General features: G+C 49.1%; 28 protein-coding genes and 1 other annotated feature. Of the genes, 2 read left to right on the forward strand and 26 right to left on the reverse strand.

Annotation, left to right across the window (positions count from 1 at the left end):
- Positions 1-49: 49 nt before the first annotated feature.
- Genes nadA through ASG02_RS08300 form a run of 3 tightly spaced genes read right to left on the reverse strand, consistent with a single transcriptional unit; the run spans position 50 to position 3,372 of the window.
- Complete coding sequence (gene nadA / locus ASG02_RS08290) at positions 50-1,147, reverse strand: quinolinate synthase NadA (RefSeq protein ID WP_056062507.1); 1,098 nt, start codon at positions 1,145-1,147, stop codon at positions 50-52.
- Positions 1,137-1,979 (reverse strand): carboxylating nicotinate-nucleotide diphosphorylase, encoded by an 843-nt coding sequence (gene nadC, locus ASG02_RS08295; protein WP_056062512.1) that lies wholly within the window; start codon positions 1,977-1,979, stop codon positions 1,137-1,139. The genes nadA and nadC overlap by 11 nt, the downstream gene beginning before the upstream one ends.
- Positions 1,903-3,372, reverse strand: a complete 1,470-nt coding sequence (locus tag ASG02_RS08300) for an L-aspartate oxidase (protein WP_056062515.1) — start codon at positions 3,370-3,372, stop codon at positions 1,903-1,905. Before ASG02_RS08300 ends, nadC begins: the two co-directional genes overlap by 77 nt.
- Before the next feature lie 98 nt (positions 3,373-3,470).
- Here ASG02_RS08300 and ASG02_RS08305 point away from each other — a divergent pair, with 98 nt between their 5' ends.
- Both ASG02_RS08305 and ASG02_RS08310 read left to right on the forward strand, forming a co-directional pair.
- Positions 3,471-4,553: a cysteine desulfurase family protein gene (locus tag ASG02_RS08305; protein WP_056062518.1), complete on the forward strand. Its 1,083-nt coding sequence runs from the start codon at positions 3,471-3,473 to the stop codon at positions 4,551-4,553.
- A gap of 24 nt (positions 4,554-4,577) precedes the next feature.
- Complete coding sequence (locus ASG02_RS08310) at positions 4,578-5,120, forward strand: transcription repressor NadR (protein ID WP_056062524.1); 543 nt, start codon at positions 4,578-4,580, stop codon at positions 5,118-5,120.
- A 45-nt stretch (positions 5,121-5,165) separates the two neighbouring features.
- Here ASG02_RS08310 and ASG02_RS08315 read toward each other — a convergent pair whose 3' ends face one another.
- From ASG02_RS08315 to ASG02_RS08425, 23 genes are all read right to left on the reverse strand, one after another.
- Positions 5,166-6,434 carry a hemolysin family protein gene (locus ASG02_RS08315; protein ID WP_069201482.1) on the reverse strand — a complete coding sequence of 423 codons (1,269 nt, stop codon included), beginning with the start codon at positions 6,432-6,434 and terminating at the stop codon, positions 5,166-5,168.
- A 53-nt stretch (positions 6,435-6,487) separates the two neighbouring features.
- The gene (gene obgE, locus ASG02_RS08320; RefSeq protein ID WP_023468943.1) at positions 6,488-7,783 is read right to left on the reverse strand and encodes a GTPase ObgE; all 1,296 of its coding nucleotides are present in this window, start codon (positions 7,781-7,783) and stop codon (positions 6,488-6,490) included.
- Positions 7,784-7,798: 15 nt separating this feature from the next.
- Positions 7,799-8,281, reverse strand: coding sequence for a Spo0B domain-containing protein (locus ASG02_RS08325; protein ID WP_056062530.1), 483 nt, complete (start codon positions 8,279-8,281; stop codon positions 7,799-7,801).
- Positions 8,282-8,349: 68 nt separating this feature from the next.
- On the reverse strand, positions 8,350-8,628 hold the full coding sequence (rpmA, locus tag ASG02_RS08330) for a 50S ribosomal protein L27 (protein WP_012370976.1): 279 nt from the start codon (positions 8,626-8,628) through the stop codon (positions 8,350-8,352).
- 14 nt (positions 8,629-8,642) lie between these two features.
- Positions 8,643-8,981: a ribosomal-processing cysteine protease Prp gene (locus ASG02_RS08335; RefSeq protein ID WP_023468945.1), complete on the reverse strand. Its 339-nt coding sequence runs from the start codon at positions 8,979-8,981 to the stop codon at positions 8,643-8,645.
- 3 nt (positions 8,982-8,984) lie between these two features.
- The gene (gene rplU, locus ASG02_RS08340; RefSeq protein WP_012370978.1) at positions 8,985-9,293 is read right to left on the reverse strand and encodes a 50S ribosomal protein L21; all 309 of its coding nucleotides are present in this window, start codon (positions 9,291-9,293) and stop codon (positions 8,985-8,987) included.
- Positions 9,294-9,308: 15 nt separating this feature from the next.
- Positions 9,309-9,378: a sequence feature (ribosomal protein L21 leader region), on the reverse strand.
- A 74-nt stretch (positions 9,379-9,452) separates the two neighbouring features.
- Entirely contained in the window at positions 9,453-10,793 is a 1,341-nt protein-coding gene (locus ASG02_RS08345) for a ribonuclease E/G (protein ID WP_056062534.1), read from the reverse strand.
- Positions 10,794-10,856: 63 nt separating this feature from the next.
- Positions 10,857-11,660, reverse strand: a complete 804-nt coding sequence (gene minD / locus ASG02_RS08350; RefSeq protein WP_029342255.1) for a septum site-determining protein MinD — start codon at positions 11,658-11,660, stop codon at positions 10,857-10,859.
- Positions 11,661-11,710: 50 nt separating this feature from the next.
- A complete protein-coding gene (locus ASG02_RS08355; protein ID WP_056062536.1) occupies positions 11,711-12,385 on the reverse strand; it encodes a septum site-determining protein MinC in 675 nt (224 codons plus the stop codon).
- A gap of 3 nt (positions 12,386-12,388) precedes the next feature.
- A complete protein-coding gene (mreD, locus tag ASG02_RS08360) occupies positions 12,389-12,892 on the reverse strand; it encodes a rod shape-determining protein MreD (protein ID WP_035406481.1) in 504 nt (167 codons plus the stop codon).
- Positions 12,885-13,769 (reverse strand): rod shape-determining protein MreC, encoded by an 885-nt coding sequence (gene mreC, locus ASG02_RS08365; RefSeq protein WP_056062539.1) that lies wholly within the window; start codon positions 13,767-13,769, stop codon positions 12,885-12,887. Before mreC ends, mreD begins: the two co-directional genes overlap by 8 nt.
- Before the next feature lie 14 nt (positions 13,770-13,783).
- Positions 13,784-14,818, reverse strand: a complete 1,035-nt coding sequence (locus ASG02_RS08370) for a rod shape-determining protein (protein WP_029342258.1) — start codon at positions 14,816-14,818, stop codon at positions 13,784-13,786.
- Positions 14,819-14,980: 162 nt separating this feature from the next.
- Complete coding sequence (gene radC / locus ASG02_RS08375) at positions 14,981-15,613, reverse strand: DNA repair protein RadC (RefSeq protein WP_050677672.1); 633 nt, start codon at positions 15,611-15,613, stop codon at positions 14,981-14,983.
- Positions 15,614-15,659: 46 nt separating this feature from the next.
- Positions 15,660-16,235 carry a nucleoside triphosphate pyrophosphatase gene (locus ASG02_RS08380; RefSeq protein ID WP_056062542.1) on the reverse strand — a complete coding sequence of 192 codons (576 nt, stop codon included), beginning with the start codon at positions 16,233-16,235 and terminating at the stop codon, positions 15,660-15,662.
- A 107-nt stretch (positions 16,236-16,342) separates the two neighbouring features.
- Positions 16,343-17,071 carry a hypothetical protein gene (locus ASG02_RS08385; protein WP_056062546.1) on the reverse strand — a complete coding sequence of 243 codons (729 nt, stop codon included), beginning with the start codon at positions 17,069-17,071 and terminating at the stop codon, positions 16,343-16,345.
- Positions 17,068-18,807, reverse strand: coding sequence for a hypothetical protein (locus ASG02_RS08390; protein ID WP_056062549.1), 1,740 nt, complete (start codon positions 18,805-18,807; stop codon positions 17,068-17,070). Before ASG02_RS08390 ends, ASG02_RS08385 begins: the two co-directional genes overlap by 4 nt.
- Before the next feature lie 18 nt (positions 18,808-18,825).
- A complete protein-coding gene (locus ASG02_RS08395; RefSeq protein WP_056062553.1) occupies positions 18,826-19,581 on the reverse strand; it encodes an A24 family peptidase in 756 nt (251 codons plus the stop codon).
- Positions 19,582-19,638: 57 nt separating this feature from the next.
- Entirely contained in the window at positions 19,639-20,166 is a 528-nt protein-coding gene (locus ASG02_RS08400; RefSeq protein ID WP_056062556.1) for a type II secretion system protein, read from the reverse strand.
- A 137-nt stretch (positions 20,167-20,303) separates the two neighbouring features.
- The gene (locus ASG02_RS08405; protein ID WP_035406463.1) at positions 20,304-21,521 is read right to left on the reverse strand and encodes a type II secretion system F family protein; all 1,218 of its coding nucleotides are present in this window, start codon (positions 21,519-21,521) and stop codon (positions 20,304-20,306) included.
- A gap of 4 nt (positions 21,522-21,525) precedes the next feature.
- Positions 21,526-22,572, reverse strand: coding sequence for a type IV pilus twitching motility protein PilT (locus ASG02_RS08410; RefSeq protein WP_035406460.1), 1,047 nt, complete (start codon positions 22,570-22,572; stop codon positions 21,526-21,528).
- Complete coding sequence (locus ASG02_RS08415) at positions 22,569-24,233, reverse strand: GspE/PulE family protein (protein WP_056062559.1); 1,665 nt, start codon at positions 24,231-24,233, stop codon at positions 22,569-22,571. Before ASG02_RS08415 ends, ASG02_RS08410 begins: the two co-directional genes overlap by 4 nt.
- An 8-nt stretch (positions 24,234-24,241) precedes the next feature.
- Complete coding sequence (locus ASG02_RS08420) at positions 24,242-24,556, reverse strand: hypothetical protein (protein WP_035406455.1); 315 nt, start codon at positions 24,554-24,556, stop codon at positions 24,242-24,244.
- Between the two features lie 15 nt (positions 24,557-24,571).
- Complete coding sequence (locus ASG02_RS08425) at positions 24,572-25,939, reverse strand: G5 domain-containing protein (protein ID WP_056062562.1); 1,368 nt, start codon at positions 25,937-25,939, stop codon at positions 24,572-24,574.
- Positions 25,940-26,090 lie beyond the last annotated feature (151 nt).

Raw genomic sequence — 26,090 nt, forward strand, 5'->3', positions numbered from 1 at the left:
GAAGACAAAAAGCGTGATCGTTTGCACGACCACGCTCTCACTCTCTATTTTACGAACGCTCAAGCATTCGTTCGAGCGCCAATACGGCATGCCGCGTCGTCTCTGCGTCGACTTTAATGATGTTGACCGGCTCACCTGCTTCGACCTGTTCGAGCGCCCAAGCCAAATGCGGCAAGTCAATCCGGTTCATCGTCAGACACGGGCACATGAACGGATTGAGCGACACGATGTCAAGATCCGGATGAGTCGTCGCGAGTCGATTGACGAGGTTCATCTCTGTTCCGATCGCCCACTTCGTTCCAGGAGCAGCCTGTTCGATTTGTTGAATGATGTACGCAGTTGATCCATTGAGATCAGACGCTGCTACTACTTCATGCGAACATTCCGGGTGAACGAGAATCTTTCGCTCCGGATCCGTCTTACGGAACTGTTCAATTTGACCGACTGTGAATTTCTCATGCACCGAGCAGTGCCCTTTCCATAAGATGACGCGGACGTCTTGGTCCTCCCCGTCAAAAACGAGTTCGTCGCGAATCGGATCCCAAATCGCCATCTGCTCTAACGGAATTCCGAGCGCATGTGCCGTATTGCGACCGAGATGTTGATCCGGCAGGAAGAATAAGATGTCTCGTTCAGCAAGCGCCCACTCGACCATTTGGACAGCGTTCGATGATGTCACCGTCGCCCCACCGTGACGACCGACGAATGCTTTGATGGCTGCTGTCGAATTGACATACGTCAATGGTAAGATCGAATCTCCGAACCGTTCCGTCAAGATCGTAAAGGCACGCTCCGTTTGTATATCATTCGCCATATCTGCCATCGAACAGCCAGCACGCATGTCAGGCAAAACGACCGTATGTGACGCATCGGTCAGCATATCTGCCGTCTCCGCCATAAAGTGAACACCGCAAAAGACCGTATATTCGGCTTCTGTCATCTGCTTCGCGACTTGTGCAAGCTGGAGCGAATCTCCCGTCGCATCCGCGAACTGGACGACTTCGTCTTTTTGATAGTGGTGGGCAGGTAAGAATAAGCGACTGCCCATCCGTGCTTTGACCCCTTCGATGATCGCAATCAATTCTGCTTCTGATTGCTGTAAGTATGACGCCGGAATCCCTTCGTGACGTAATAGATCAAATGACATCTTTTTTTCCTCCTTCGATTTTCATACTAATATCAAGTGCTGTTACTGAATGCGTCAACGCACCGAGTGAGATGACGTCTGCTCCGCTATCCACGAAGTCTGATAACGTGTCTATCGTAATCCCGCCGGATAGTTCGACCGTGATATGTGGTGGAATCAATTGCCGGAGCTGTTTGATTTCTGCTGGTGTCCGGTTATCGAGCATGATGATGTCGACTTTTGCAGCCACTGCCTCAAGCACTTCCGCTTCCGTCTCAACTTCGACTTCGATTGGTGTCGTATGACCTGCAACTCGTTTTGCTCGCATCACCGCTTCCGTAATCGATCCCGCGACCGTGATGTGGTTATCTTTGATCATGACCGCGTCATCGAGTCGTCCGCGATGACTATAGCCACCACCGACGCGAACGGCGTGTTTTTCTAGCATCCGTAATCCAGGAGTCGTCTTCCGTGTATCCGTGATTCGGATTCGTCCTGCTACTACCTCGACCGCTTGACGTGTCTGCGTCGCAATCCCAGATAAGCGTTGCACAAGGTTCAAAGCGACGCGTTCTCCGCTTAAAATATCCTGTAACGAACCAGACCACTCAGCAAGGAGCGTTCCTCGCGTGACGACCGTCCCTTCTGTTATATAAATCGTCACGTTGACTTGTAACAGATGCGCCATCTCACGAATAATGTCTCCTCCACAGAAGACACCGTCTTCCTTTGCTAAAAAACGACCGGTTCCGCGTTCTTGTCCCGTCAGACATCCTTCACTCGTGATATCCCACTGTCCGATGTCCTCGATTAAAAATGCCTCCAGTTGTTGCCGTAACTGCCACTTGTTCAATGTTCTCATCCTCTCCTGTCAACCGACTTCGCGCCCCTTCAAGCAATAGACATGCTGTCACGTAACGTAATCGATTTTCTTCTGCTTCCTGTCCGGATTCTTCTAATGCCCAGCCTTTTAACGCATCCAGACATTCTTGTACCTGCCTAATATCCATTTCGACACCGATGACCTGCGATAAACGGTCTGTTACGGAACGAAGTGTTCCTGGACGTCGTTTCACTTGTTTTACTGATAGTCCCGGTAACAACTCGAGCTGTTCTGCTACTGCTTTCCCCATGACGACACACTCAAGAAGCGAGTTCGACGCCAGACGATTTCGACCGTGCAGTCCGATCAATGCTGTCTCGCCGACCGCGTAAAGTCCTTCGACATTCGTCTGCCCTGTCAGATCCGTCTCGATTCCACCCATCAAGAAATGGATACCTGGTGCAATTTCAACGAAATCCGGATTTATGTTCAGTTTTTCACATTTTTCAACAAACGTTGGAAACCGTTTTGTCCGGTCGACGACTTTTGACGTGTCGAGATAGACCGGTTCGTGTTTTCGCACCTCATGGATTCGTTTTGCGACTTCATCGCGCGCCGCTAAATCTTGCATCGGATGATCTGCCATGATCCGGTCCCCGCTTTTCGTCACAAGAATGGCTCCTGCTCCGCGTAGTGCTTCCGTAATCAAACCTTCTGAGCGACCTGCATGAACAAGTACCGTCGGATGGTGTTGGATATAGCCGAGATCACGAATCCTCGCTCCCGCTTCAAAAGCTAGTGCAATCCCATTTCCTTGAATCGATGGATCATTCGTCGACGACGCGAATATTCCACCAACCCCACCAGTAGCGAGAATCGTTGCTCGCGCCACAATCTCGATCGGTTCTCCATGGCTATATCCAACTGCACCTACAACCTGTCCATTTACTTGAATCAATTCCGTGATACACGTCTGCTCAAGAATCGGAAAAGGCACTCGCGGCATTAACGTCTCCATGATTCGTTTGCCAGTCTCGTCCCCGCCAGAGTGATAAATCCGCGGCAAACGGTGCGCACCTTCTCGACCGAGCAAGAACTCTCCCTCGGATTGATCAAACAGGACACCTTGTCGTAACAAGAATTCCATTGCCTCGGCTCCTGATCGGGTCACATAATCAACAGTGGACGGATTGATGCGCCCTTTTGCCGCCTGACACGTATCTTCAAAATGACCACGATGATCAACTTCCGCATAAGCAGAAGCAATCCCACCTTGTGCTCGGACAGAGTTGGTCTCAAATCGCGTGCCTTTTGTGACAAGCAACGCTTCAGTTCCAGGCGGAAGATGCAAGGCGACCGAAATCGCAGCAAGCCCTGTTCCGATGATCAATACATCCGTCTCAAGCCTTTTATGTAAAGACATATGTTTTACACCTCTATATCTAAATGTTTACTATTGACTTGACAATAAGTTTGGCATACTTTTAGCTGAGTGACAAGACGAAAGGACAGGATTTTTTCATGATCTATCTCGATTACGCAGCTACTACTCCGCTGCATCCACAAGCACTCGACCATTATCAACAAGCCGCTCAATCGTTCTACGGCAACAGTTCTTCTCTTCATGACATCGGTGGGGATGCAGAACGCCTGCTTCAACGAGCACGACAGTACCTGATGCAACAATTAGCTCAAAAAGAAGGATCTATCATCTTTACAGGAAGCGGTTCAGAAGCAAATTACATCGCTTTGACACACTTGATACGACAGAGTAACAAATCAGTTGTCTTGACACTTCGATGTGAACACGACTCGGTCTTGCTTCCACTTGCGCGTTGGGCACAAGAAACACGTCATCTTTCTCTACTGCCGGACGGAACGTTCGACTGGGATCGATTCGTTACGGCTTGTACGGAAGAGGTTGGTGTCGTCTCGATTCAACACGTCAATTCGGATACCGGTTTTCGGTTCCCAGTCGAACGAATTGCAGTATATTGTCAATCACGCGGGATTTTGTTTCATTGCGATGGGGTTCAAGGATTTTTAAAAGATGATGTTACCATTGACTCCTTTGACGCCTACACGATGAGTAGCCATAAAGTCTACGGTCCTAAAGGGTTAGGTGCTCTGTATTTGCGACGACCGCTCTTTAGTCCATACTACGAAGGACATCATGAGTTCGGGATTCGCCCAGGCACAGTCGATGTTCCGGGAATTGCCGCCTTCATCGCTGCCTGTGAGGCGTCGCGCTTAGAAAATCCAGGAATCCAGGCATCCAGTCAGGTATTTCGTGGTATGCTAAAAAAAACATTGTCTTCGTCTCGTTATCTGATCGTTGAATCTCCAACGCAACTGGCTTCGATCTGTGCCATCCATACGAAACAACGGGACGGTCAACACGCGTTGCTCGCCTTGAATCGTTCTGGAATCGCCGTTTCCGCCGGTAGTGCCTGTCGGGCTGGAGAAAATGGTCCGAATGCGACATTACGCGCCATCGGCTTCGATGAATCGGCGGCTCATGGATTGATCCGACTCAGTTTTGGAAGACACACGACGAACGAAGAAATCGAACAGTGCATTGATGTGTTGAACACGATCTCATGACACTGGAGAAAGGTAGGAGACATCATGGGGAAACGCATCTCCGGAGAAGAACGCCGGAAATCATTACTTCGTATGATTGAGGAAAGTGAACAACCTGTTACGGGAACAGCACTGGCGAAACAAGCAGGCGTCAGCCGCCAAGTGATCGTGCAGGATTTATCATTGTTAAAAGCAAAAGGATATCCCGTCATTGCGACAGCTCGTGGGTATTTGATCAATGACCCTGAAATCGACGGTTCGAAATTACGCCGCAAGATCGTCTGTCGCCACGGCATCGAGCAATTAAAGGATGAATGTGATGCCATCGTTGACGAAGGCGTCGTCATCCGGGATGTCATCATCGAGCATCCTGTCTACGGCTTCATTACAGGTGAGTTGATGCTAAAAAGCCGCCGAGATGTCCGTGTACTGCTTGAACAGCTAGAGGAGACACAAGCTACTCCACTGTCGAGCTTGACCGACGGAGTCCATATCCATACGCTTGAAGCGGATCATGAAGACGCACTAGAAGCAGCTATCGCAAAACTTGACCATCTTGGAATCCTCGTCTCGGAACTCGATGTCTGAACATCAAAAAACCGCCTATTCCTAAGGAATGAGCGGTTTTTATTGTTACATCGATTCAAGCGGGAGCTCTGGCATCATAGCGGGAGGATCAAACGTCGCTAAGACTTTCCGGACGCGGCGGTTCTCGATATGCAAGACCGTCAACGTGACACGTTCATAACGCATCGCCGTTCCGACGTCCGGCAGTTGTCCGCTTTCCTCCATGATCCATCCCCCGAGTGACTGGGCATCGGTGTCCGGCATCGTCAATTGAAATTGCTGACAGAAGTCTTCAATGTCATACTCCGCTAGACATTCGAATTGTTCTGGACCAATCCGTTTCGTGTATTCCAATGATTCATCGTGTTCATCCCAAATCTCCCCGACAATTTCTTCTAAAATATCCTCAAGGGTGATCAGACCTGCCGTCCCTCCGAACTCATCGAGTACGACTGCCATATGGGACTGCTTGACTTTGAGTTCCGGCAATAAATCCATCAATCGTGTCTGTGGTACGACGAACGATACCGGTCGAATCCATTCCCGGATATCGACGGAACCATTCTTCACGTATGCACGCAGAAAGTCCCGCTCCGATAAGACACCAATGACGTGATCAATCGAATCTTTATAGACCGGTAGACGAGAATAGCCGCCTTTTTGTACTTCTGCAAGGATGTCTTCGAGCCGCGCATCGATATCGATCGCTTGAATATCCATGCGTGGCGTCAAAGCATTCTCTACCGTTGCATGTTGAAAATCAACCGCCTGGTGGACAAGTTCAGCTTCAGCGATTCCCATGATTCCCTCTTCCTGACTGATATCGACGAGTGCCTTGAGTTCCTGTTCGGTCACGAGTGGCCCTTTCGGATCGGCCCCAATCAATCGAAGCGCAAACTGGCGTAAGCGGAGTAACAGGAAGACAAGCGGTCGAAAGCACAGTAAGAAGAAGCGCAGTGGACGTCCGATCAATAACACGTAACGTTCCGTATGCTCACGGGCATACGATTTCGGAATCAATTCTCCAAACAACAGCAACAGAAAGAACAGCCCAAGAAAGGCAATGGTCTGCGTTGCGATTGTCTCGGCGAACTGGATGATCCACCAGCCGCCAAACAAGATGAAGCCGACATTGACGAGCGTATTCCCGATCAAAATCGACGTCAATGTCTCCTCATAACGTTGAAGCAACCGAAACACACGGGACGCACGCGCGTCCCCTGCTTCAGACTGGTGCAACAACCGCAACCGATTGACACTCGCGAGTGCTGTCTCGGCTGAGGAAAAGAACGCGGATAAGATGAGAATCGGAATTAACCAAACGAATGAAATCATGGGCAATGGGTCCACGATGCTTTCACACTCCGTTTCTTAATGGAATGAACCGCTTAGAAGGATGACTCAACGAATTCAAATTCGAAATCACGGATTCGAACGACATCGCCGTCGATTGCACCAAGACGACGTAACTCTTCGTCGACACCCATTTGACGCAGTGTCCGAGCGAAACGTTTAATCGATTCTTCACGCATGAAGTTCGTCATCGTGAAGAGTTTTTCGATTCGTGGTCCTTTGATGACGAAGCAGTCGTCTTCATCTTTCGAAATCGTAAAGCCGGCTTCAGGTGCTTCATAACCGTAGACGACACGTGGTGTCGCTGTTTTCTCTTCGAGTTCCTCAAGACCGAATTCTGGCGTCGCATCAACGAGGTCAGCGATTCGGAATAAGAGATCACGTAATCCTTGGCGTGTTGCTGCTGAAATTTCGAATACTTCAAGCTCTGGGAAAGCTTCCTTGAAGGCTTCAAGGTGTTCTGCCGCATCCGGCATATCCATCTTGTTCGCGACGACGACTTGTGGACGCTCTGTCAAGCGGAGATTATAGTCCGCGAGTTCTTTATTGATGATGTTGTAGTCTTCGATTGGATCGCGTCCTTCCATCCCACTCATGTCGATGACGTGGACGATCACTTTCGTCCGCTCGACGTGACGCAGGAACTGGTGACCGAGTCCGACGCCTTCACTTGCGCCTTCAATCAATCCTGGCAAGTCAGCCATGACGAAGCTACGGCTATCTTCCGTTTCGACGACGCCGATGTTCGGTGTGATCGTCGTGAAGTGATACGCGCCGATTTTTGGACGTGCTGCTGAAACGACAGATAACATCGTTGATTTCCCGACACTCGGGAAGCCGACAAGACCAACGTCTGCTAGCATCTTCAGTTCAAGCTTCAAGTACTTCTCTTCCCCTGGCTCACCGTTTTCCGCGTGTTCAGGTGCCGGGTTGGCTGGTGTCGCAAAACGTGTATTTCCACGTCCGCCACGTCCGCCTTTTGCGACGATCGCTTGTTGTCCATGATGGACGAGGTCAGCGATGACCGCGTTCGTATCATCATCATAGACGACCGTGCCTGGTGGAACCTTGACGATTAAATGCTCAGCTTTACGACCGTGCATCCCTTTTGACATTCCGTTTTCACCTTGAACCGCTTTAAAGTGACGTTTGTAACGGAAGTCCATCAATGTCCGAAGTCCTTCGTCGACTTCAAGGACGACGTGAGCTCCGTGACCACCGTCACCGCCAGCAGGACCGCCGTCCGGAACGTATTTCTCGCGACGGAACGCTACTTGTCCACGTCCTCCGTCACCTGCTTTTACATAAATATTTACCTGATCGACAAACATGTCGGATCCCTCCTCTTACTTCTCTTCCTCAAATGGAAGACTTTCAATCTCAATCACACACTCATTTTCCGTCTGCGACTCGATTTCCATCGGCGTCACTAGATCCTTAAGGCGCGACATATCTAGTAGATCCCGATAGATCTCGATGGTCACGCCCTCGTGGAAGGTCACGGATACTTCTCCTACTCCTACATCAATCATGGTGATGGCTGCTTCGACGAGTTGCTTCAGCCGTTCATCTTCCATGTGGGGTGCTCCGATGACATCATACGTCACAGTTTTGCCTGACCATTCAGCTTGCAGCAACGCCAGTGCGGTTTTCGGCAATCCGATTCGCGCTAGACGTCCTTCCCGAGATGCTTGCTCCCGGTACGCCGAACAGATCGACTCGACTGCTTGTTCGTCTCCGATCGCGCCATACGAACGGACGAGTTGTATCCGGTTCAACCACTCGTGACGAAGAGTCTTTAAAAGATCAAGTACCTGTTGTTCCTCCATCGGTCGTTCCCTCCTAAAAAAAACAGACCCTAACCCTCGAAAGTGGCTAGAGTCTGCTTCGTCGATCCTTATGCTGGGTAAACGCTGACTTGTTTCTTGTCGCGTCCGAGACGTTCGAAACGAACGACACCAGTTGCAGTTGCGAAAAGTGTATCATCGCCACCACGTCCGACGTTCATACCTGGGTGAATCTTCGTACCGCGTTGACGGTAGAGGATTGAACCAGCAGAAACAGTTTGACCGTCTGCACGTTTCGCCCCAAGGCGTTTCGATTGCGAGTCACGACCGTTCTTTGTCGAACCTACCCCTTTTTTCGATGCGAAGAACTGAAGATTAAGTTTCAACATGTGGAATCCACCTCCTATACTTGTTCAAGTTGGATAAACTCACCGTAACTTTCAGCGATGGTACCAAGCTGGACCAAAGTCGCCTCCAGTAACAATTGGGTGCGTTCACTGACATCCGGTGCTAAGTCAGCATACGGTTCTACATAAAAGTAGCCACCTTCTTGTTGTTCTGCCATTTCAAGGAGCAGGACCTGCCCGAGTAATGCTTCTATGGCATTGTATGCCCCGAAGATCACCGACGATACGCCGGCACAGACAAGGTCGAGACCTGGTTCTGCAAACTCGGCATGTCCTGTCACTTCGATGGAGCGGACGAGTTCCGCTTCATCTCGTCGAATCTTGACACGTATCATGGCTTACGCTTCGATTTTCTCGATGCGGACCTTCGTGTAAGGTTGACGGTGACCTTGCTTACGACGGTAGTTCTTTTTCGCTTTCATTTTGAAGACAGTGATCTTTTTCGCGCGAGCGTGTTTGATGACCGTTGCTACGACCTTCGCACCTTCTACGAGTGGAGCGCCGACTTTAACATCGTCACCACCAAGGATCAATACTTCACCAAATTCAACTGTGCTGTCGACGTCTGCGTTTAATTTCTCAACGTAGATTTCTTGGCCAGCTTCGACTTTGACTTGTTTACCACCAGTTTTGATAATTGCGTACATTACGTGCACCTCCTCTTAGGAACTCAGACTCGCCATCACGGGCAGCAGATGCTTTAAAACCCGGTCTGTGCGGTTGTAGTCATTTGGGTGCTTCCAAACGAACTAACGTTATTCAGAATACCAAACGTTCTTCCACCTTGTCAATGCTGTTCTGAAGGATTATTCCGATCGCTTGATGAAATCGAGACAGTCCTGTGACGACCCAGTGAATAGGACGGCTGGATCGCCTTCTAACACGTGCACCTCGAGTGGTTGGCGAGAGATGAATTCGTCTTGTAACAAGTGACGCGGCGCGCGAATCACGACCGCTTCCGCATAGGTCGCAATCTCAAGCAATTTCGGTTCAATCAACCGATAGACGCTTAATCGTGTCCATTGACCGGATTCCTGCGATCGTTCCTGCAATGATTTTCCGTGTCGTTGTCGCGTCAGTTCGCATAAGCCCATCTTCGTAAATCCATACACTTCGATTTGTTTCGTCTCGAGTGCGGCTCGTTCTTTGAGAAGTTGGGTCACCCGTGTCTGACCTTTACTTGAGCCACGTAAAAAATCGATTGCAATCATCCCGCTGATATTACGTAACCGTAATTGCCGCATGACTTCGACGGCAGCCGCTTCGTTGATCTGGTCAAACGTCCGCTTTTGTTCCTTGACGGAAATCATCTTCCCGCTGTTGACGTCGATGACAGTCATCGTCTCGACTTCTTCAATCAAGAGATACGCTCCTCCGTCGAGCCAAACGACCCGTTGCATCGCTTTTTCGATTGCCCCATCAATGGCTTCCATCTCAGGTAAGCGCCCTTTTCGTAGCGATCGTTCAACGGACAGACCGAGTAATTCGAGTCGTTCTTTTTCCTGACGCGTCATGACGAGCGCATCGGTGACATGCGGAAGTCGCTTCGCTTCCTGGACGATCAATGCCTCGTCTTGCTCAAGACGCGGCGCCTGCAAAAGTTCTTTATGCCGTATCCGTAATGACTGTAACTCTTGTTTCAATTCGTCGATTGATGCTTTCGCTGCCTCCGTCCGGTAAAGAATCCCTTCTTCTTCCGTCGTCGTCAATTGCTCCGCCAGTTGACGCTGGACGACGAGATCCAACTTCCGACTGAAACGGACGCGGCGACCGTACGGGAAATAGACAAGATAACGTCCACCATAAGTGATGTTCTGCGTCACCTTGTGTTGCTTCGGTGCGACCCCTTCCTTGACGACCTGAACGAGCAATGTCTGCCCGACCTGGACGGCTTGTCCGATCGTTGGCACGTCCGGATAGCGACGAAGTGCTTCCACCGTTTCATTAAGCGGTAAGTAAAGCGGCGTACCGTCAGTCGCGATCAAAAAGGCTGCTCCGAGCGTCGGATGCAACCGGTCGACCTTGGCATAAACGAACGTTCCGACCCGGATCTCGTCACGCATCCGTTCGTGATATTCAATCAATCGACCGCCTTCGACCAACGCCAATCGTTCGAGTGAAGCGGTCTGTTCACTAATCCATCGCATACTGATCCCTCCAAAAAAATTAGACTAGGCGCGACGATGTCGTCCTAGTCTAATTTCCCATTCTTATTTCATCCCAAGCATCTTCTTCAATTTGACGAAGAACCCTTTTTGCGGTTGTTCATTTAAATCAAGCAGTGGCACGGATTCTCCGAGAATCCGGCGGGCGATGTTCCGGTAGCCGAGTCCAGCCCGGTTATCCGGATTCATCGTCACAGGCACACCGCGGTGCGAAGCGGCGATGACTTCTTCATCATCGATGATCAGACCAAGCAGATCGATTGAAAGAATACGCATGATCTCATCGATATCGAGCATATCACCTGATGCCATCATGTGCGAACGCACCCGATTGATGACGAGTTTTGGAACGATGTTTCGTTCTGAGCGTTCGAGCATCCCAATGATCCGGTCCGCATCTTGGACGGCTGCTTTTTCCGGTGTCGTTACGACGACAGCTTCATCCGCTCCAGCGATCGCATTCATGAATCCTTGTTCGATTCCTGCCGGGCAGTCAATCAATACAAAATCGTATTCAAGTTTCAGCGTATCGATGATTGCCTTCACCTGTTCGGGTGTGACGGAGGACTTATCCTTTGATTGAGCAGCAGGCAACAGATACATCTCTTCAAAACGCTTATCGCGGACGAGCGCTTGGTGCAATTTACATTGTCCCGTTACGACGTCAACGATGTTATAGATACTCCGGTTATCGAGACCAAGCACGATATCCAGATTGCGTAACCCGATATCTGTATCGACGAGACAAACCGAATGCCCCATCAATGCAAGTGCTGTTCCGATGTTCGCCGTCGTCGTTGTCTTACCGACGCCGCCTTTACCGGATGTGACGACGATGGCGCGTCCCATATTCGTCTTCGCCTCCATATGTACCTGTTCTTTCACTTGTTCCATATCCGTCACCCTCTTTCACTATCAATCGCAAACTGATCCATCCGCGCAAGCGGAACGGTTTGAAGGCGGGAGAATTCCACCCCGTCTTCGCCTAAAAATGCACAGCCCATATCGAGAGCAGGAATCGGTGCGTCATCCGGCTCCTCATGGACGGTTCCAGCGACCGCGACCCATTTCGGTTGCAACACACTTGCAGCGATGACTGCTTCCCTATTACCACCTTTACCTGCATGAACGGTACCACGCAAAGCTCCGAGACAATAGATACTTCCTGTCGCATGGACGACCGCTCCCGGATTAATATCTCCGATGATGACGATCGAACCTTCAACGTCTAATACGTGCCCACTGCGTGCCGTTCCACCAAAATAATGAAACGTCCGCTCTCCGTATAAGGCTTTTGCCTCGTCTTTCGTGATGCACTCACTGTCATAGCCTTTGAAAGAAAAGGAATCATGTCGCGCGACGATAGATTCGACGGCCGTCAACACCCCTTCATCGACATAACGTCGACCGAAGAAGAAGGTGATGGGTACGGCGCGTCCGTTCTCGACGGATTTGTCCGCAAGCGTCAACTCTAAATCGTCAAGAAATTCATCCACACTGCACCTTTCATTCACATAGACGGCGAGGCCACCACGATGGCCTTTCATCGTTACATAACGTTTACGCTCAATCATGACTCATCCTCTTTTCTCGTCAAGGGTCGACTGCACGAGTCGGGTCATCGGATAATACAGGATGATGATCCCGATCAACTGGGCAACCAAACTCCTTGGAATGATCTGTGTCGCGAGTTCTTGGAAGGAAACCCCGACACCAACGACCGAAGCCGTGAAGAAATATATATCGAGTTCATACAAAATGGCACTGAACGTGAACGTGACGAGAATCGTCAATACGTTCTCCTTTACATATTTTAGCACGAAGCTACTAAAAAGCGGAATGGCGGATAACGCAAATAAGTAAATCCCGATAATATCCGAGTACACGAAATCATAGAGCAATCCGAAAACGAGTCCGAATCCGAGTGCTTGTTCAAGCTTCCCGTACCGACCGAGGAACATCAGACCGATCAAGGTCGTATGAATGACATACGGCGAACCATCTCCAAGCGGTCCCGCGAACAACGTTCCTTCTAAGATAAAAAGAAGGAACACGGCGAAAAACAACTTAACGTTATTCACGAGTGTCCCCTCCCTTATCGGTCTCAGCGAAAGGTTCCTTCGCTTCGCGTTCAATCACGAAGACATGACCGAACTGTTCGAAGTCTGCTGCCGGTTTGACGTATGCGATTTTCGAAGCCCCATACTGATCGGATTTCACTTCTTCGATTTTTCCGATGACGATCCCGCTCGGATACTTTCCGCCAAGACCGGACGTCGTGACGGTCTGCCCTTTTTTCAACTTCGCGTCGTTCGGAATTTTCGTGAACTTGAGTAGTTTCGTCTCTTCATCGAAGCCTTCGATCGTTCCAAAGACTCCTTTTCCTTTCGTGTCGTCTGCCGTTGCCGAGACGTTATTCGTCCGACTCGTATCAGACATCAACTGCACAAGGGACGTATAGGCGCTCGCCTGGATGACGCGACCGATCAATCCATCTGCTGTTACGACGGCCATGTTCGGTTTGACACCTTTTTGTTCGCCGATGTTAATCGTGACGAACCGTTGCCATTCGGACGATGTCCGCCCGATCATCTCTGCCGGTAACAGTTTATAGTCGCGAATCGAACCTTTGAGGTCGAGCATGTCTTTTAATTCTTTATTCTCACGCTCAAGATCACGGACTTTAACGGCATTGCCGGCATAGTCGTTCAATCGTGATTTCAAGTGTTCATTTTCTTTGTACACGTCACGCACTTCTTTAATCGAAGTGACCGTATCATCAATCCAGCCAATCGGTGTCGCGAAAAGGCGTTGACCGACGCCCACGGTATCGCGCACGAAGCTTTGATACCAGTGGGATTGGTTACGCCCTTGTAGCGAAATCCCGATCAAGATCACCAAAAGGAGAAAACTAAGGAGTGTGATGAGCAGTTTTCGATTATTTAAAAATCGCTTCATCGCTCATCCCGTCCTTATCTTTTTTGCGAGATGCCTGATTTCGAACGAAGGACATTCATCATCTCGAGTGATTTTCCTGTACCGATTGCGACACAATCAAGTGCGTTTTCCGCAACGAGTGTCAAAATACGTGTTTCGTCTTCGATGACAGCATCAAGGTTCTTCAAGAGCGCCCCACCACCTGTCAAGACGATACCGCGGTCCATGACGTCTGCTGATAATTCAGGAGGTGTCTGCTCAAGCGTGTGCTTAACACCTGCAAGAATCGCTTCGACCGTATCTGAAAGTGCGTCACAAATTTCAGCACTTGTGACTTCGATCTGTTTCGGAAGACCTGTGACGAGGTCGCGTCCACGGATTTCCATCGTTTCGTTCTCTGATTCTTCATCGATGCGAGCATAACCGATCGTCATTTTCAACGTCTCAGCTGTCCGTTCCCCAATCATCAAGTTGTATTTCGATTTGATGTAACGAATGATAGACTCATCCATCTCATCACCACCGACACGGATCGATTGGCTTGTGACGATACCACCGAGTGAGATGACAGCAACTTCTGTCGTACCACCACCGATATCGACGACCATCGAGCCTGTTGGTTCTGAAACCGGAAGACCTGCACCGATTGCTGCTGCGAATGGCTCTTCGATTGTATATGCTTCACGCGCACCCGCAAGTTTCGCTGCATCTTCAACCGCACGTTTTTCGACCGATGTAATACCGCTTGGTACACAGATCATGACGTTCGTCTTAGAAGAGAACAAGCCTTTTTTCTTTGAAGCTTGATCCATGAAATATTTGATCATCGTAGCGGTTGTTTCATAATCCGCGATAACCCCGTCTTTCATCGGGCGTCGTGCAGTCACGTTACCCGGCGTACGACCGATCATGTTTTTTGCTGCATTACCAACCGCCTCAATTTTCCCTGTATCCGTACGGAAAGCAACGACGGACGGTTCACGGACGACGATTCCTTGCCCCTTTACATACACGAGCGTGTTAGCCGTACCTAAGTCAATGCCGATTTCACGGCTGAATGATCCAAACATTATTCAAAAAACCCCTCTCTGAGAATACACTTCACTAATTATAACGGAAAAGCCTTCATTGGAAAGCGTTAAAACGTTACAGCTTGTTTACAGTTCGCCTTAGAAAACACACAAAAAAACGTCTGACGGAAAGAAACGAAACTTTCCCTTCAGACGTTATTCTTACATAAATCCGCGCTGTTTCATACTAATAAATTGTCCATGCCCGATGATGATGTGGTCAAGACAACTGATTCCAATGAGTCGTCCTGCCTCAACAAGTCGCTCGGATACCTCGATATCTTCCCGACTTGGCGTCGGATCACCGGACGGATGATTATGGACGGCAATGAAGTTCGCAGCCGAGCAGCGAATCGCTTCCCGGAAGACGTCTCGCGGGTGGACGATTGACGTGTTCAATCCTCCAATGAATAACGTCTTTTTCGAGACAACCTCATTTTTCGTATTCAAATACAGGCAGATGAAATGTTCCTGTTGATAGAGACGCATTTCTTCTAACAACAGCTCCGCCGCGTCTTCCGGTGAACGGATCGTCGGTCGAACCCACTTCGGTTCCGTGACGAGACGGCGACCGAGTTCCAGTCCCGCCATGATTTGCAACGCCTTTGCCTTCCCGACACCTGGTGCTTTCTCGAGTCCACCGACTCCAGCTGCCTCGAGTTCGATCAGTGAAGGATAGATGTGCAGTAATTCTTCCGCGATTTCAAGCGGTGTCCGGTCGCGCGTTCCGCTTCGGACAAGACATGCCAGTAACTCGACTGTCGTCGCTTGTGCTAAGCCTTTCAACTGAACCATATCCTTCGGCCATTCAATCACAGCATCCGACCTCTCTGTTTCAGGATTACGCAAACATCGGCTTGATCGCAAAGGACGCGAGACGTTTCGTGATTTCGTGGATCGGCAATCCGACAACATTATAGTAATCGCCCTCGATCGCTTCGACGAACAGGCCACCCATCGCTTGAATACCGTACCCACCCGCTTTATCGTAGGGCTCGGTCGTCGCGATATAGCCTTCGATCCATTCGTTTGGCAATGCACCAAAACGAACGTGTGTCGTCACGTCGAATGTCTCTTCCTTCTCACCAAAGCGAATCGTTACTCCTGTCACGACTTCATGTGCGCGTCCCGATAGACGGGCAAGCATTGCCCGTGCCTCTCCCCTATCTGCCGGCTTCTCGAGAATCATATCGTCAATTGCAACGACTGTATCAGCTGCCAGAATGACACCGTCCGCTGTAATCGCTCGCGCTTTCTTTTGCGATAGATGACGGACATATTCATGCGGGGACATCGGGTACGGCGCTTCTTCGACGACATTCGCTGGTACGACTGCGTGAACGATTCCGATTTGTTGCAAGAGTTCCGTCCGGCGCGGTGAAGCCGAGGCGAGAATCAAGTGTGGTTGCGTTATCATCAGTATCACGTTCTTTCCCATTAATTTCGAATCGGATAATTCGAGTCATCGAATAGTCTAACAAAAAACAAGCGGTCCCTAACAGCATAGGAACCGCTTGTTTTCTTTTAATTTCCTGTCACATCGACAAATGGATCCGACTTCGGCGTCTTCTCCTCGAGTGGCGTTTGTTTATCCGGCGTCAACTTCGTCAGGTCCGGACGATAATACGATTCGATCTCGACTGTGAATGAAAGCATCTCATCCTCAAGCAAAAGCGTTCCGCTACTCGGACCCGGTTCTTCCGGTCCCGATAACTGAATTTGGCGTAAGACCGTGATTCGATCCGTCCGCTCGATTTGTTTTAAGAATGCCATCAATTCAAGATACGACGGGGCTTCAACCGTCAATGACGCCGGAAGTGGCGTCGCATTCGCTGTGGTTGTTCCTGTCGCCGCAGCTGTTGTCGCTTGATCTTGATCAGACTCCGTCGCCATTGCTCCGTCAACGGCAGGCGTTGATGTCACCGGTGACTGTGGCGTTGTGGTCGCCTGACCAAACGTGATCGACTGGACTTTGACACCGGCAATCTGACTCGACGCGTTAATCGCATCGATGACGTCATCGTTCGCTGCCGTCACCGGGACTTTTTGTTGCAGGAAGCTCGACTCAGCGACGTCGACTTTCTGTTCGTTCGCTTTCGCTTGCTCGAGCACCATCTGTTCCCGTTTCAACGTCGCTTCTTTTTCTTGCAACGTTTGGTGTGTCGTATACGTCGTATAACCGAAGTAACCGACCGCACCGAGAACGATCAAGATCGTTAGACCGAGGAGGATGAAGCTACTATAACGTTTCAATTGTCCGGCACCTCCTCGATTTCAGTCGTTACATTCGGATCAGTCGTCTCCGTCGTCGGATCGGTTGAAGGAGTCGCTTCCGTCGAGCTATCCGTTTCCGATTCAGACGGCTGATCTTCTTTTGGTACTGCCGGATCAGCTTCGTTCGTTTCGCCTTTGACGACTTCCGTCGGGTTAACGTTCAATGAAAATTGTCCGATATAACGGGGTTCTTCAGATTTCGCATCATCCGACGGTGTGATTTCCGTCGTCGGAATTTCTTGCCCGGTCGTCGGATCAACCGTCGTCGTCGTGACGACATCCGCCTTTTCATTCATCGTCCGTGTCGTCACACTCGCAAGGTTCGTTCCTGAAAAGACTTTATCCGTCAACAATTCACGATAAAAATCGTTTAGTTCATCAAGCGTCTCGAATTGGGTCGTCATCGTCACGGCATGATCCGCACCATACGCGAATTGAAGAATATAACCGCGTTCCGGGAGATAACGGGTAATCCGTTCAAGCGTCGGTACGGCAGGACGTGGCGTCGTCTCGAGTCCTTCGACTGTCTGTTTGAGTTGCGCGACTTCCTGCTTTGCCGATTGATCCGATTCCGACTGCAACTGACGGACGATCCGGATTTGATCGTTCGTCGATTCGACGCGATCCGCGAATTGATCGGTTTGCCAGTAGAGATAACCACCAGCGAGTCCGCCGAACAACAACAGAATGAGTGAAGCGACAAGCGGATATTTCGGTGCTTCGTCGTTTTCCGGTAATAAGTTGATGCGGTCTTTTCGCGGTGAAGCAAGACCAGCGAGCGGTAAGTACGCTCGTGGAATTGACTGTCCGTCGATCGTCATCATATCTGGAATTTCATCGAGACTCAAATCAAAGTTCGACCGGAAACGTGTTGCCAGTTCATCACGGAACGGGAAGTCCCCCGCAAGGACGACATTCGTGATCTCTCGTCCTTCGCGCGCGAGCGAAAAACGATAGAAATCGAGTACACGCGAGAACTCGAGCAACATCTCATCTAAGACGAGTTCGACCGTCGGATCATCCGAGCGGTAACGATAATGCAATTGATCATCGATGACATCAACATCCCACGCATCAGCCGCAAACGTGTCGACCGAGCGAATCAGACGTGGCACGTGATCTTCGATAATGATCAGCTGGTGATTCGTCGCATTCGCATTCCAGATCAATAACGTATCAGCTTCCGTCGCGACTGGGTGATGAGATTCAATCCCGAAGTAGGTCGCAAGCGGTTGAGGTTCAGCTGCGACCAGTCGCAAATGCTTTTGTTTGAACAGTTGCGTGTATTGCTTTAGCGCTTCGTTTGGAGCGGCATAGAGCATGATTTCCCGCTTGCCGTCTTCTTCAAGAACCGTGTAATCAAAATATGGTTCTTCAAACGGTAAGACGATACTATGTCCGATCTCCATAAACAAATAGCCACGGATTTGATTCGTCTCGATCGTCTCCGGAATATCAAGTTTCCGGGCGAGAACGAGTGAACCATCGAGCGCGAGCACCGCTTGCGAACCACGCGGTACTTTTAGTTTCGTCAGTAACCCGTCAAAGATGAAATCAAGCGAGGCTTCCGGCTGCAACCAGCCCCCTTGCAGTGTTCCTGGTGGCAGCGCGACGACTGCCCGGCGCTTGATGACGCCTTTTTTGACGACTGCACCGAAAATTGCAACATCGGTGAAATTAAAGTAGATATAAGTCCCTTTACGCCGTTGCGCCATATGTACGTTCTTCCTTTCTTAAAGCAGTAAATCGAGGTACCACGATACCCAATCATCCGCAAAATAATATGTCAGTAATGTTCCGACGGCAATTGACGGAACGAAGGGAATGGGTTGTTTCCGTTTCACGCGTCCGAGTCCAAGTAATGTTAAGCCAAGGACGGAACCAACGAATGCCGAGACGAACAAGGCAATGACGACGTGAAGCGGTCCAAGGAAGATTCCGAGTAGTCCGAACAACTTGACATCCCCTGCCCCCATACCACGCCGGGAAGCAAGAAAGATGACGAATAATAGAACGAACCCGACGATTCCACCAATAATTGGATTATACCAGTTTTCGAGTGGAGAAAGGTAGCGCACAATCAAGGCAATTGGCAAAAAGATAAGTAAAATTTTATTCGGAATCAGCATGTAGGCTAAGTCCGACATTGTCAGGATAAACAGCAAGCTCGTCAGGACGAGCGTCAACGCCAGTTCCATCGACCAGCCGAACTGCCAAAAGGCATAGGCGTAAAGAATCCCTCCGAGTAATTCAAGAGCTGGGTACTTGATTGAAATCGATTGTCCGCAAGAACGACACTTCCCACCGAGCAGAGCATAGCCGAGCACTGGCGTCAGTTCGAGCGGTCCTAAGACATGGCCACACGTTGGACAATGGGAGCGCGGATGAACGACCGACTCCCCGACCGGGACGCGCAGACCGACAACGTTCGTAAACGACGTGATAAGTAAGCCTAACAAGAAAAAATAAACCGTGAAGACGATCGTCATGACACGACCTCCCTTTCAAAAAAGTTCAGAAAAAAACCCCCGAGGAGGGGGTGGTAATTATTTCTTTTCTTGTACTCCACCGCGCTTCAATGCTGAAGGAGCTGAAGCATTGAAATAAGTATAATCTGTTGATTTACTAGTTAACGTAACTGCATATGTGTAAGAACCATTTTTCTCAGTGACGACTACATATGAATTTTTGTAATCTTCATCTGAGTTTAATGCATCCTTCATATCATCAATATATTTTTTCAAAGTGTCAGTACGCGGTGCTGCTGCAGTACCTTTAGAAACATCATTAGCCTCGATAGCGTTGTTATTGTCATTAACTCCAACTTTCACTGTTTCACCTGGTTGGACAGGATTTGAAGATGTATAAAGTTTTGCTGCTGCAACTAATTGCTTCGCATCCGAAACAACGGCATCCTTACGTGAGTTCTCAATCAATCCACCGATTGCGACGACAGCGATTGCTGCAATGATTCCTAAGATAACGACGACGACGAGTAACTCGATCAACGTCAATCCACGCTCATCGCGCATTTGTTTTGCATCTAACCAGATTTCTTTTAAACGTTCTACCATTTTCTTTATGCCTCCTAGTACTTTTTCACTGTTCTTGGTTAGTAGGTAATACTATCCAGATGAATACTATTATAGTAGCACCATATTTTTTGTAGAATATGTCTTTTTTTCACATCAGGTAAATGTTTTTACAATTGTCAACTCGCTTGTATATCCGAGTAAATTTTAAACATCGGTACGACGACGGCAATGACGATGACACCAACTATTGCTGCTAAGACAACGATCAAGAGTGGCTCAATAATTGACTTTAAACGGTCTGTCGTCGTCTCGACTTCTGTCTCATAGAAGTTCGCGACTTCCGTCAGCATCGTATCAAGACGTCCTGACTCTTCCCCGATCGCAATCATCTGCGTGACGAGAGGTGGAAAATATTTGTTTTTCTCAAGTGGTTCGTGCATTGGAATGCCACGTGCCATCGCTTCGTTGGCGCCCGCAATCCCTTTCCGGATGATCCGATTCGTGACGATTCGCTCCGTGATGTCGAGTGAGGCTAAAATTGGGACGGAAGCATTAAGCAGGACGGACAGCCCCCGGGTCATCAAGGCAATCTGCGACTTTTGGATCAGGGGACCAAAAACGGGAATAATTAATAAAAAGCGATCGAAAAATAGTCGTTGGCGTTCGTTTTTTAAATTAAAGTACAGTAATCCAATTAATCCAAAAGCAATTAACAACATGACCCACCAGTACGCGACGAAGAAATCCGATACGGCGACGACGAGCTTCGTGATCAAAGGCAACTCACTACCAAGCTGATCAAAGATCGATGCAAACGTTGGTACGACGTTCATCATCAAGAAGACGACTACCCCCACGGCAACGAGTGAAACGACCGCTGGGTAGATCAATGCCGAGATGACTTTCCGTTTGATTTCATATTGTTTTTCAAGTTGGGTGACGATGTTATCAAGTGCTTCCTCGAGATTCCCACTCGCTTCTCCCGCCATCGCCATGCTGACGAAGAATGTATCAAAGACCCGTGGGTGTTTTTCAATCGCTTGCGAAAACTGAATCCCACTCCGTAAGTCATCTTCGACCTCAACGAGCGCCCGTTCGAGTGGTTTCGACTCCGTCTGCTTCCGCAGAATTTCCGTCGCCTTGACGATTGAGACACCGGACCGCACAAGTGTCGCGAACTGACGGGCATACATGACGAGATGTTCAATTTTCGGTTTTGCACTGAGAAACGTAATCTCGGTGTTTAATCCTTTCGACTCTTGCTTTTGAAGCGAAGTCACAGCAATCTGATCCGTTCGTAATCGTTCTGCGGCTTCTCGTTTCGTTAGTGCTGTAATCTTGCCTTTCTTTCGTTTGCCGGCCATCGTCCGACCTTCATAAATGAATACTGCCATGTGTTCACCCCGATATGTACGGTGATGCAGCAGAAGCCGGAATCAATCCCCGACTGACGAGATCCTGCAATGCCATCTGCATCGTCTGCATGCCGTATTGTTTACCCGTCTGCAGGACGGATTGAATCTGATATTCCTTACCGGTCCGAATCAAGTTCGAGACAGCTGGTGTATCGACCATGATTTCGAGGGCTGCGACGCGACCTGTTCCATCCGAACGCGGCATCAAGCGCTGCGAGATGACACCCGCAAGGACGTTCGCCAGTTGAGCTCGAATCTGATCTTGTTGCTCTGACGGGAAAACATCAATGATTCGGCTAACCGTTGAGGCAGCCGTCGATGTATGAACTGTCGCAAAGACGAGGTGACCCGTCTCCGCTGCCGTCACGGCGGTCGCAATCGTCTCAAGGTCCCGCATTTCCCCAAGCAAAATGACATCTGGATCTTGACGGAGCGCTGAACGTAAGCCGGTTGCAAAGCGTGGCGCATCGATCCCGATTTCTCGCTGATCGATTAGGCTTTTATGATGACTATGTAAGTATTCAATCGGATCTTCGAGCGTAATGATTCGTTTATACATCGTCTGATTGATTTCATTGATCATCGCTGCAAGCGTTGTCGATTTTCCAGAACCAGTCGGACCCGTGACGAGAATCAAGCCGTGTGGTTTTGTTAAGAATCGTTTTAAAACAGGAGGCAACGCTAATTGCTCAAGCGTTGGTACCTCAGTCGGAATCGTCCGAAACGCCATTGACAAAGCACCCCGTTGATAAAAGCAGTTGACCCGGTACCGAGCGACACCGGTCACACCGAACGAAAAATCGATATCCCGGTCCTGTTTCAGCTGTTGATACATCTCTTCCGTGATCAATGACTGCACAAATCCATCAATGATGATTGGTTTCATCTTCTCCGTCCCAAAAGGTGTCAACGTCCCGTTGATCCGAAAGACGGGCGGTGATCCCGCCGTCAAGTGAACATCTGACGCTCCTCGTTCTTTTGAGGAGCGTAAAATATCTTCGATTTGTGCCCGTTCCATCGTACTGTTCATTCTGAAATCACCGTCCGTAAAATCTCTTCTGTCGTCGTGATCCCGTCCGCGACTTTTGATAGACCATCTGCAAGTAGGAATCGTTGTCCTTGCTCCTTAACGTACGCTGTGATGTCACTTTCCGTCGATTGATTCATGATCATTCGGCGTAACACTTCATCAATCATGATGACTTCTTGAATCGCAACCCGTCCGCGGTACCCCGTCATGTTACAAGACGAGCAACCACGTCCACGCATGACCGTCGTCGCTTCGATTCCTTCTTGATCAAATAACTCTTGCTCTCGTGTTGAAATCGGATGAACTTCGCCACAATCGCGACAGACACGGCGAACGAGTCGTTGTGCAATCAATCCACTGATTGAAGCGGCAACAAGGAACGGTTCGACTCCCATGTCAATCAATCGCGTGATCGAGCTAACGGCAGAGTTCGTGTGCAAGGTCGAAAGAACCAAGTGTCCTGTCAGCGAGGCGCGAATCGAAATCTCAGCCGTCTCGATATCTCGAATTTCCCCGACCATGACGACGTTCGGATCCTGACGAAGAATCGAGCGAAGACCACTCGCAAACGTCAACCCAATCTTCGCGTTGACTTGAACTTGGTTGATTCCATCGACTTGATACTCGACCGGATCTTCAACAGTGATGATGTTGCGTGACTCGTCATTCAACTCATTTAACGCGGCATACAATGTCGACGATTTCCCGGACCCAGTCGGACCGGTGATCAAGATAATCCCGTTCGGGCGCTTCAGCATCTCCCGGAACTGTGACTCGTTTCGTGAACTAAAACCGATTTTTGAAATCGAGATGTTCGAGTTGGAGCTGTCAAGAATCCGGATAACGACCTTCTCACCGTAAACAGTCGGCAAGGTCGAGACACGGAAATCATACGGTAACCCGTTAAAGACATATTTAATCCGTCCATCCTGTGGTAAGCGTGACTCGGTGATATCAAGTTCACTCATGACTTTGATCCGGGTCGTCAGAATGCTTTGGATCTGTTTCGGATAATTGTTCTCCGTCCGCAACTCTCCATCAATCCGGATTCGGATCGTCATCGAAGTTTCCTGCGGATCCATATGAATGTCCGATGCACGCTGGGCAATCGCGTTCTCTAGAATTTGATTGACGAGCCGGATGATGGGTGCATCTTCACGCGTTACGACATCACGAGATTGATCCGACTCCATCATGTCATCGGATTCTAGTAGCTCCCGTAACGACGAATCAATGTCATAATACTTCAGGATCGTTCGTCTGATTTCGTCACGTGTCGCGATTCCGACATCAATCGATAAACCGGTCTGCATACGTAAATCATCGATCGCGATTAAATCCATTGGGTCTGCCATGGCAATAAATAAACGGTTTCCTTCCCGATAAACCGGAACGAGCGTGTGCCGCTGTGCCAAGTCTTTTGAAATTAGTTTCGTGACAGCTACGTCAACTGGATAGTTGTATAGCTGGATGATCGGAATCTTCAATTGATGGTGCAGTGCTTCTAATAGTTGTTGTTCCGTCAAGTGCCCGAGTCGAAGCAGTGCATCGCCGAGTTTTTCGGTCGATCGTTTGACCGTCAACGCCTCTTCGACTTGCTGTTCCGTCACAAGGCTTTCTTCGATCAACATTTCCCCTAAACGTTTTCGTTTCATTGCCATTTAACGAGTCATCCTTCCGCGTGCCATGTTTCTTCTTCCTCTAACACATCCGGTTTTTGATGTTTTTCATCAACTACACTTGTCACGACTGCCGTCAACAGACATAAGACGACAATCCCCGTGAGAACGAGTGGGTTCGTGATCCAGTCGAGTTGAATACTGAAATAGATCAACGTCACGATCAAAATCGCCGCAACAGATAAAATCGCTTTCGTCGTCACCGTCGTCACATAAGGAATCGTCACCGCAAACATCAGTCCACAGATGATCGTCGCTAGACCGATAATGATACCGAGTTCAATTGCTATCGTCGTCCAGTTCATCTCTTCTCCTCCTTCTTATCCGACAGGTTCCCCTGTTGTTTCACCTTCTACTGGTGAAGCAGGGTCACCCGTTTCATTACTATCCGGTGTGTCGGGTGTCGTCGGACTTGTCGGAGACGTTGGTGTATCCGGTGTCTCAACTCCGTCCGTCTGCGGTTCATCCGTCGTTTGATCGTCTGTCTCATCTGTATTCGTTGAATCATTGGAATCATTCGTATCCCTCGAATCATCAGAGTTCGTGTCGTCTTCCGGTTCAGGTACGACGACAGGTGCTTGTTCTTCTTGACTACTCTTTGTGATGATTGCTGGGATTGCTGCATAGAAATCAAGGGATAATAACTGCTTTTTCTCACCTTGAGTCGTCTTCGTCACGCGATAGACTTCGATTGACTTTCCGTCCTCTCCCGCTTGAGTATCACTTGTCGTTCCTGCCGTAAGCGTTGCAGAATAACGTGTAATCGTCCGGAACGGAATCGATTTTTCGCCTTCAAGGACGGTCGTAACCGTTTCTTTGAACGGCGTGCCTTGCAATTCAAGTGTGACATCACTTCCGTTTTGTGTCGCAATGATACGATAGATCGATGCTTGTGTATTACGAACGGCAAAATCTGTTTTCTCATCAATTTTGACATCATATCCTAGTGTGATGCCGTCTGGTAATGACGTATGTGGCATCCGTTCGACGATTTCAAATGGAGTCTTTGCGAACAGTTCGTATAGTTTGCTACCGACATACGATCCTGCGACTGCATCCATGCCGTACGTCTTGACATTCATCAATTGTCCCGGCTTGATCTCCACATTCATCATTGCCGTGATCATCTGTTCTTCAGCGGCAGACCGCGTCGAGAATGATACTGTCGATACGACCTCACCTGCCGGATCGACTGCAGCTTCCGATTGAGCAGGATCAAAGTTCCCTTCCTGTAACGTTTTACTCGTATCAATTAACCATGTCTTAAAAGCAAGGCGTTGCTCATCCGAGTAACTAATCGGCTGTGACGCCAGAAAGTTCTCAAGAGCCGCTTCGTCTATCGCAACCATCAAGTCTCCGCCTTTTTTCAAAGAAGCTTTTTTAACAGAGTCATCAGCGTTGATTTTCACGACTTCTGTTGGAATCGGTGTCGTCTCTTCTCCCGTTCCAGTTGACAGCGGCGTTTTCTTCGTCCACTCCGTAATCGCTTTCTCGACTTTCGATTGTGCTTCCTTTCGATCCATGCCACTGACTGGAACCGATCCAATACGTGCTGTCTCAGAAAATGTCGTGGGTGCCGTTGCTTTACCGGTAAAGGAAATCAAGGCAAACGATGGTACGTAAATCAGGGCTACAAGTACAAGTAATAAGAGTGTATGTATAACAAAACGCTTCGGATTAATCATCATCTGTTTCCTTTCTGTATGAATTTAATCATTTCAGGTGCCTAGTATTTCCATTATAATGAATATTATGATGAAACATAAGTCCTATCCTGACAAATCCTTTCATGATCTGTGAATAGGTGCTGTTTTTGATTTTCTAGAAAAATCATTGAGG

Source organism: Exiguobacterium sp. Leaf196 (assembly GCF_001423965.1).
Taxonomy (GTDB): Bacteria; Bacillota; Bacilli; order Exiguobacteriales; family Exiguobacteriaceae; genus Exiguobacterium_A.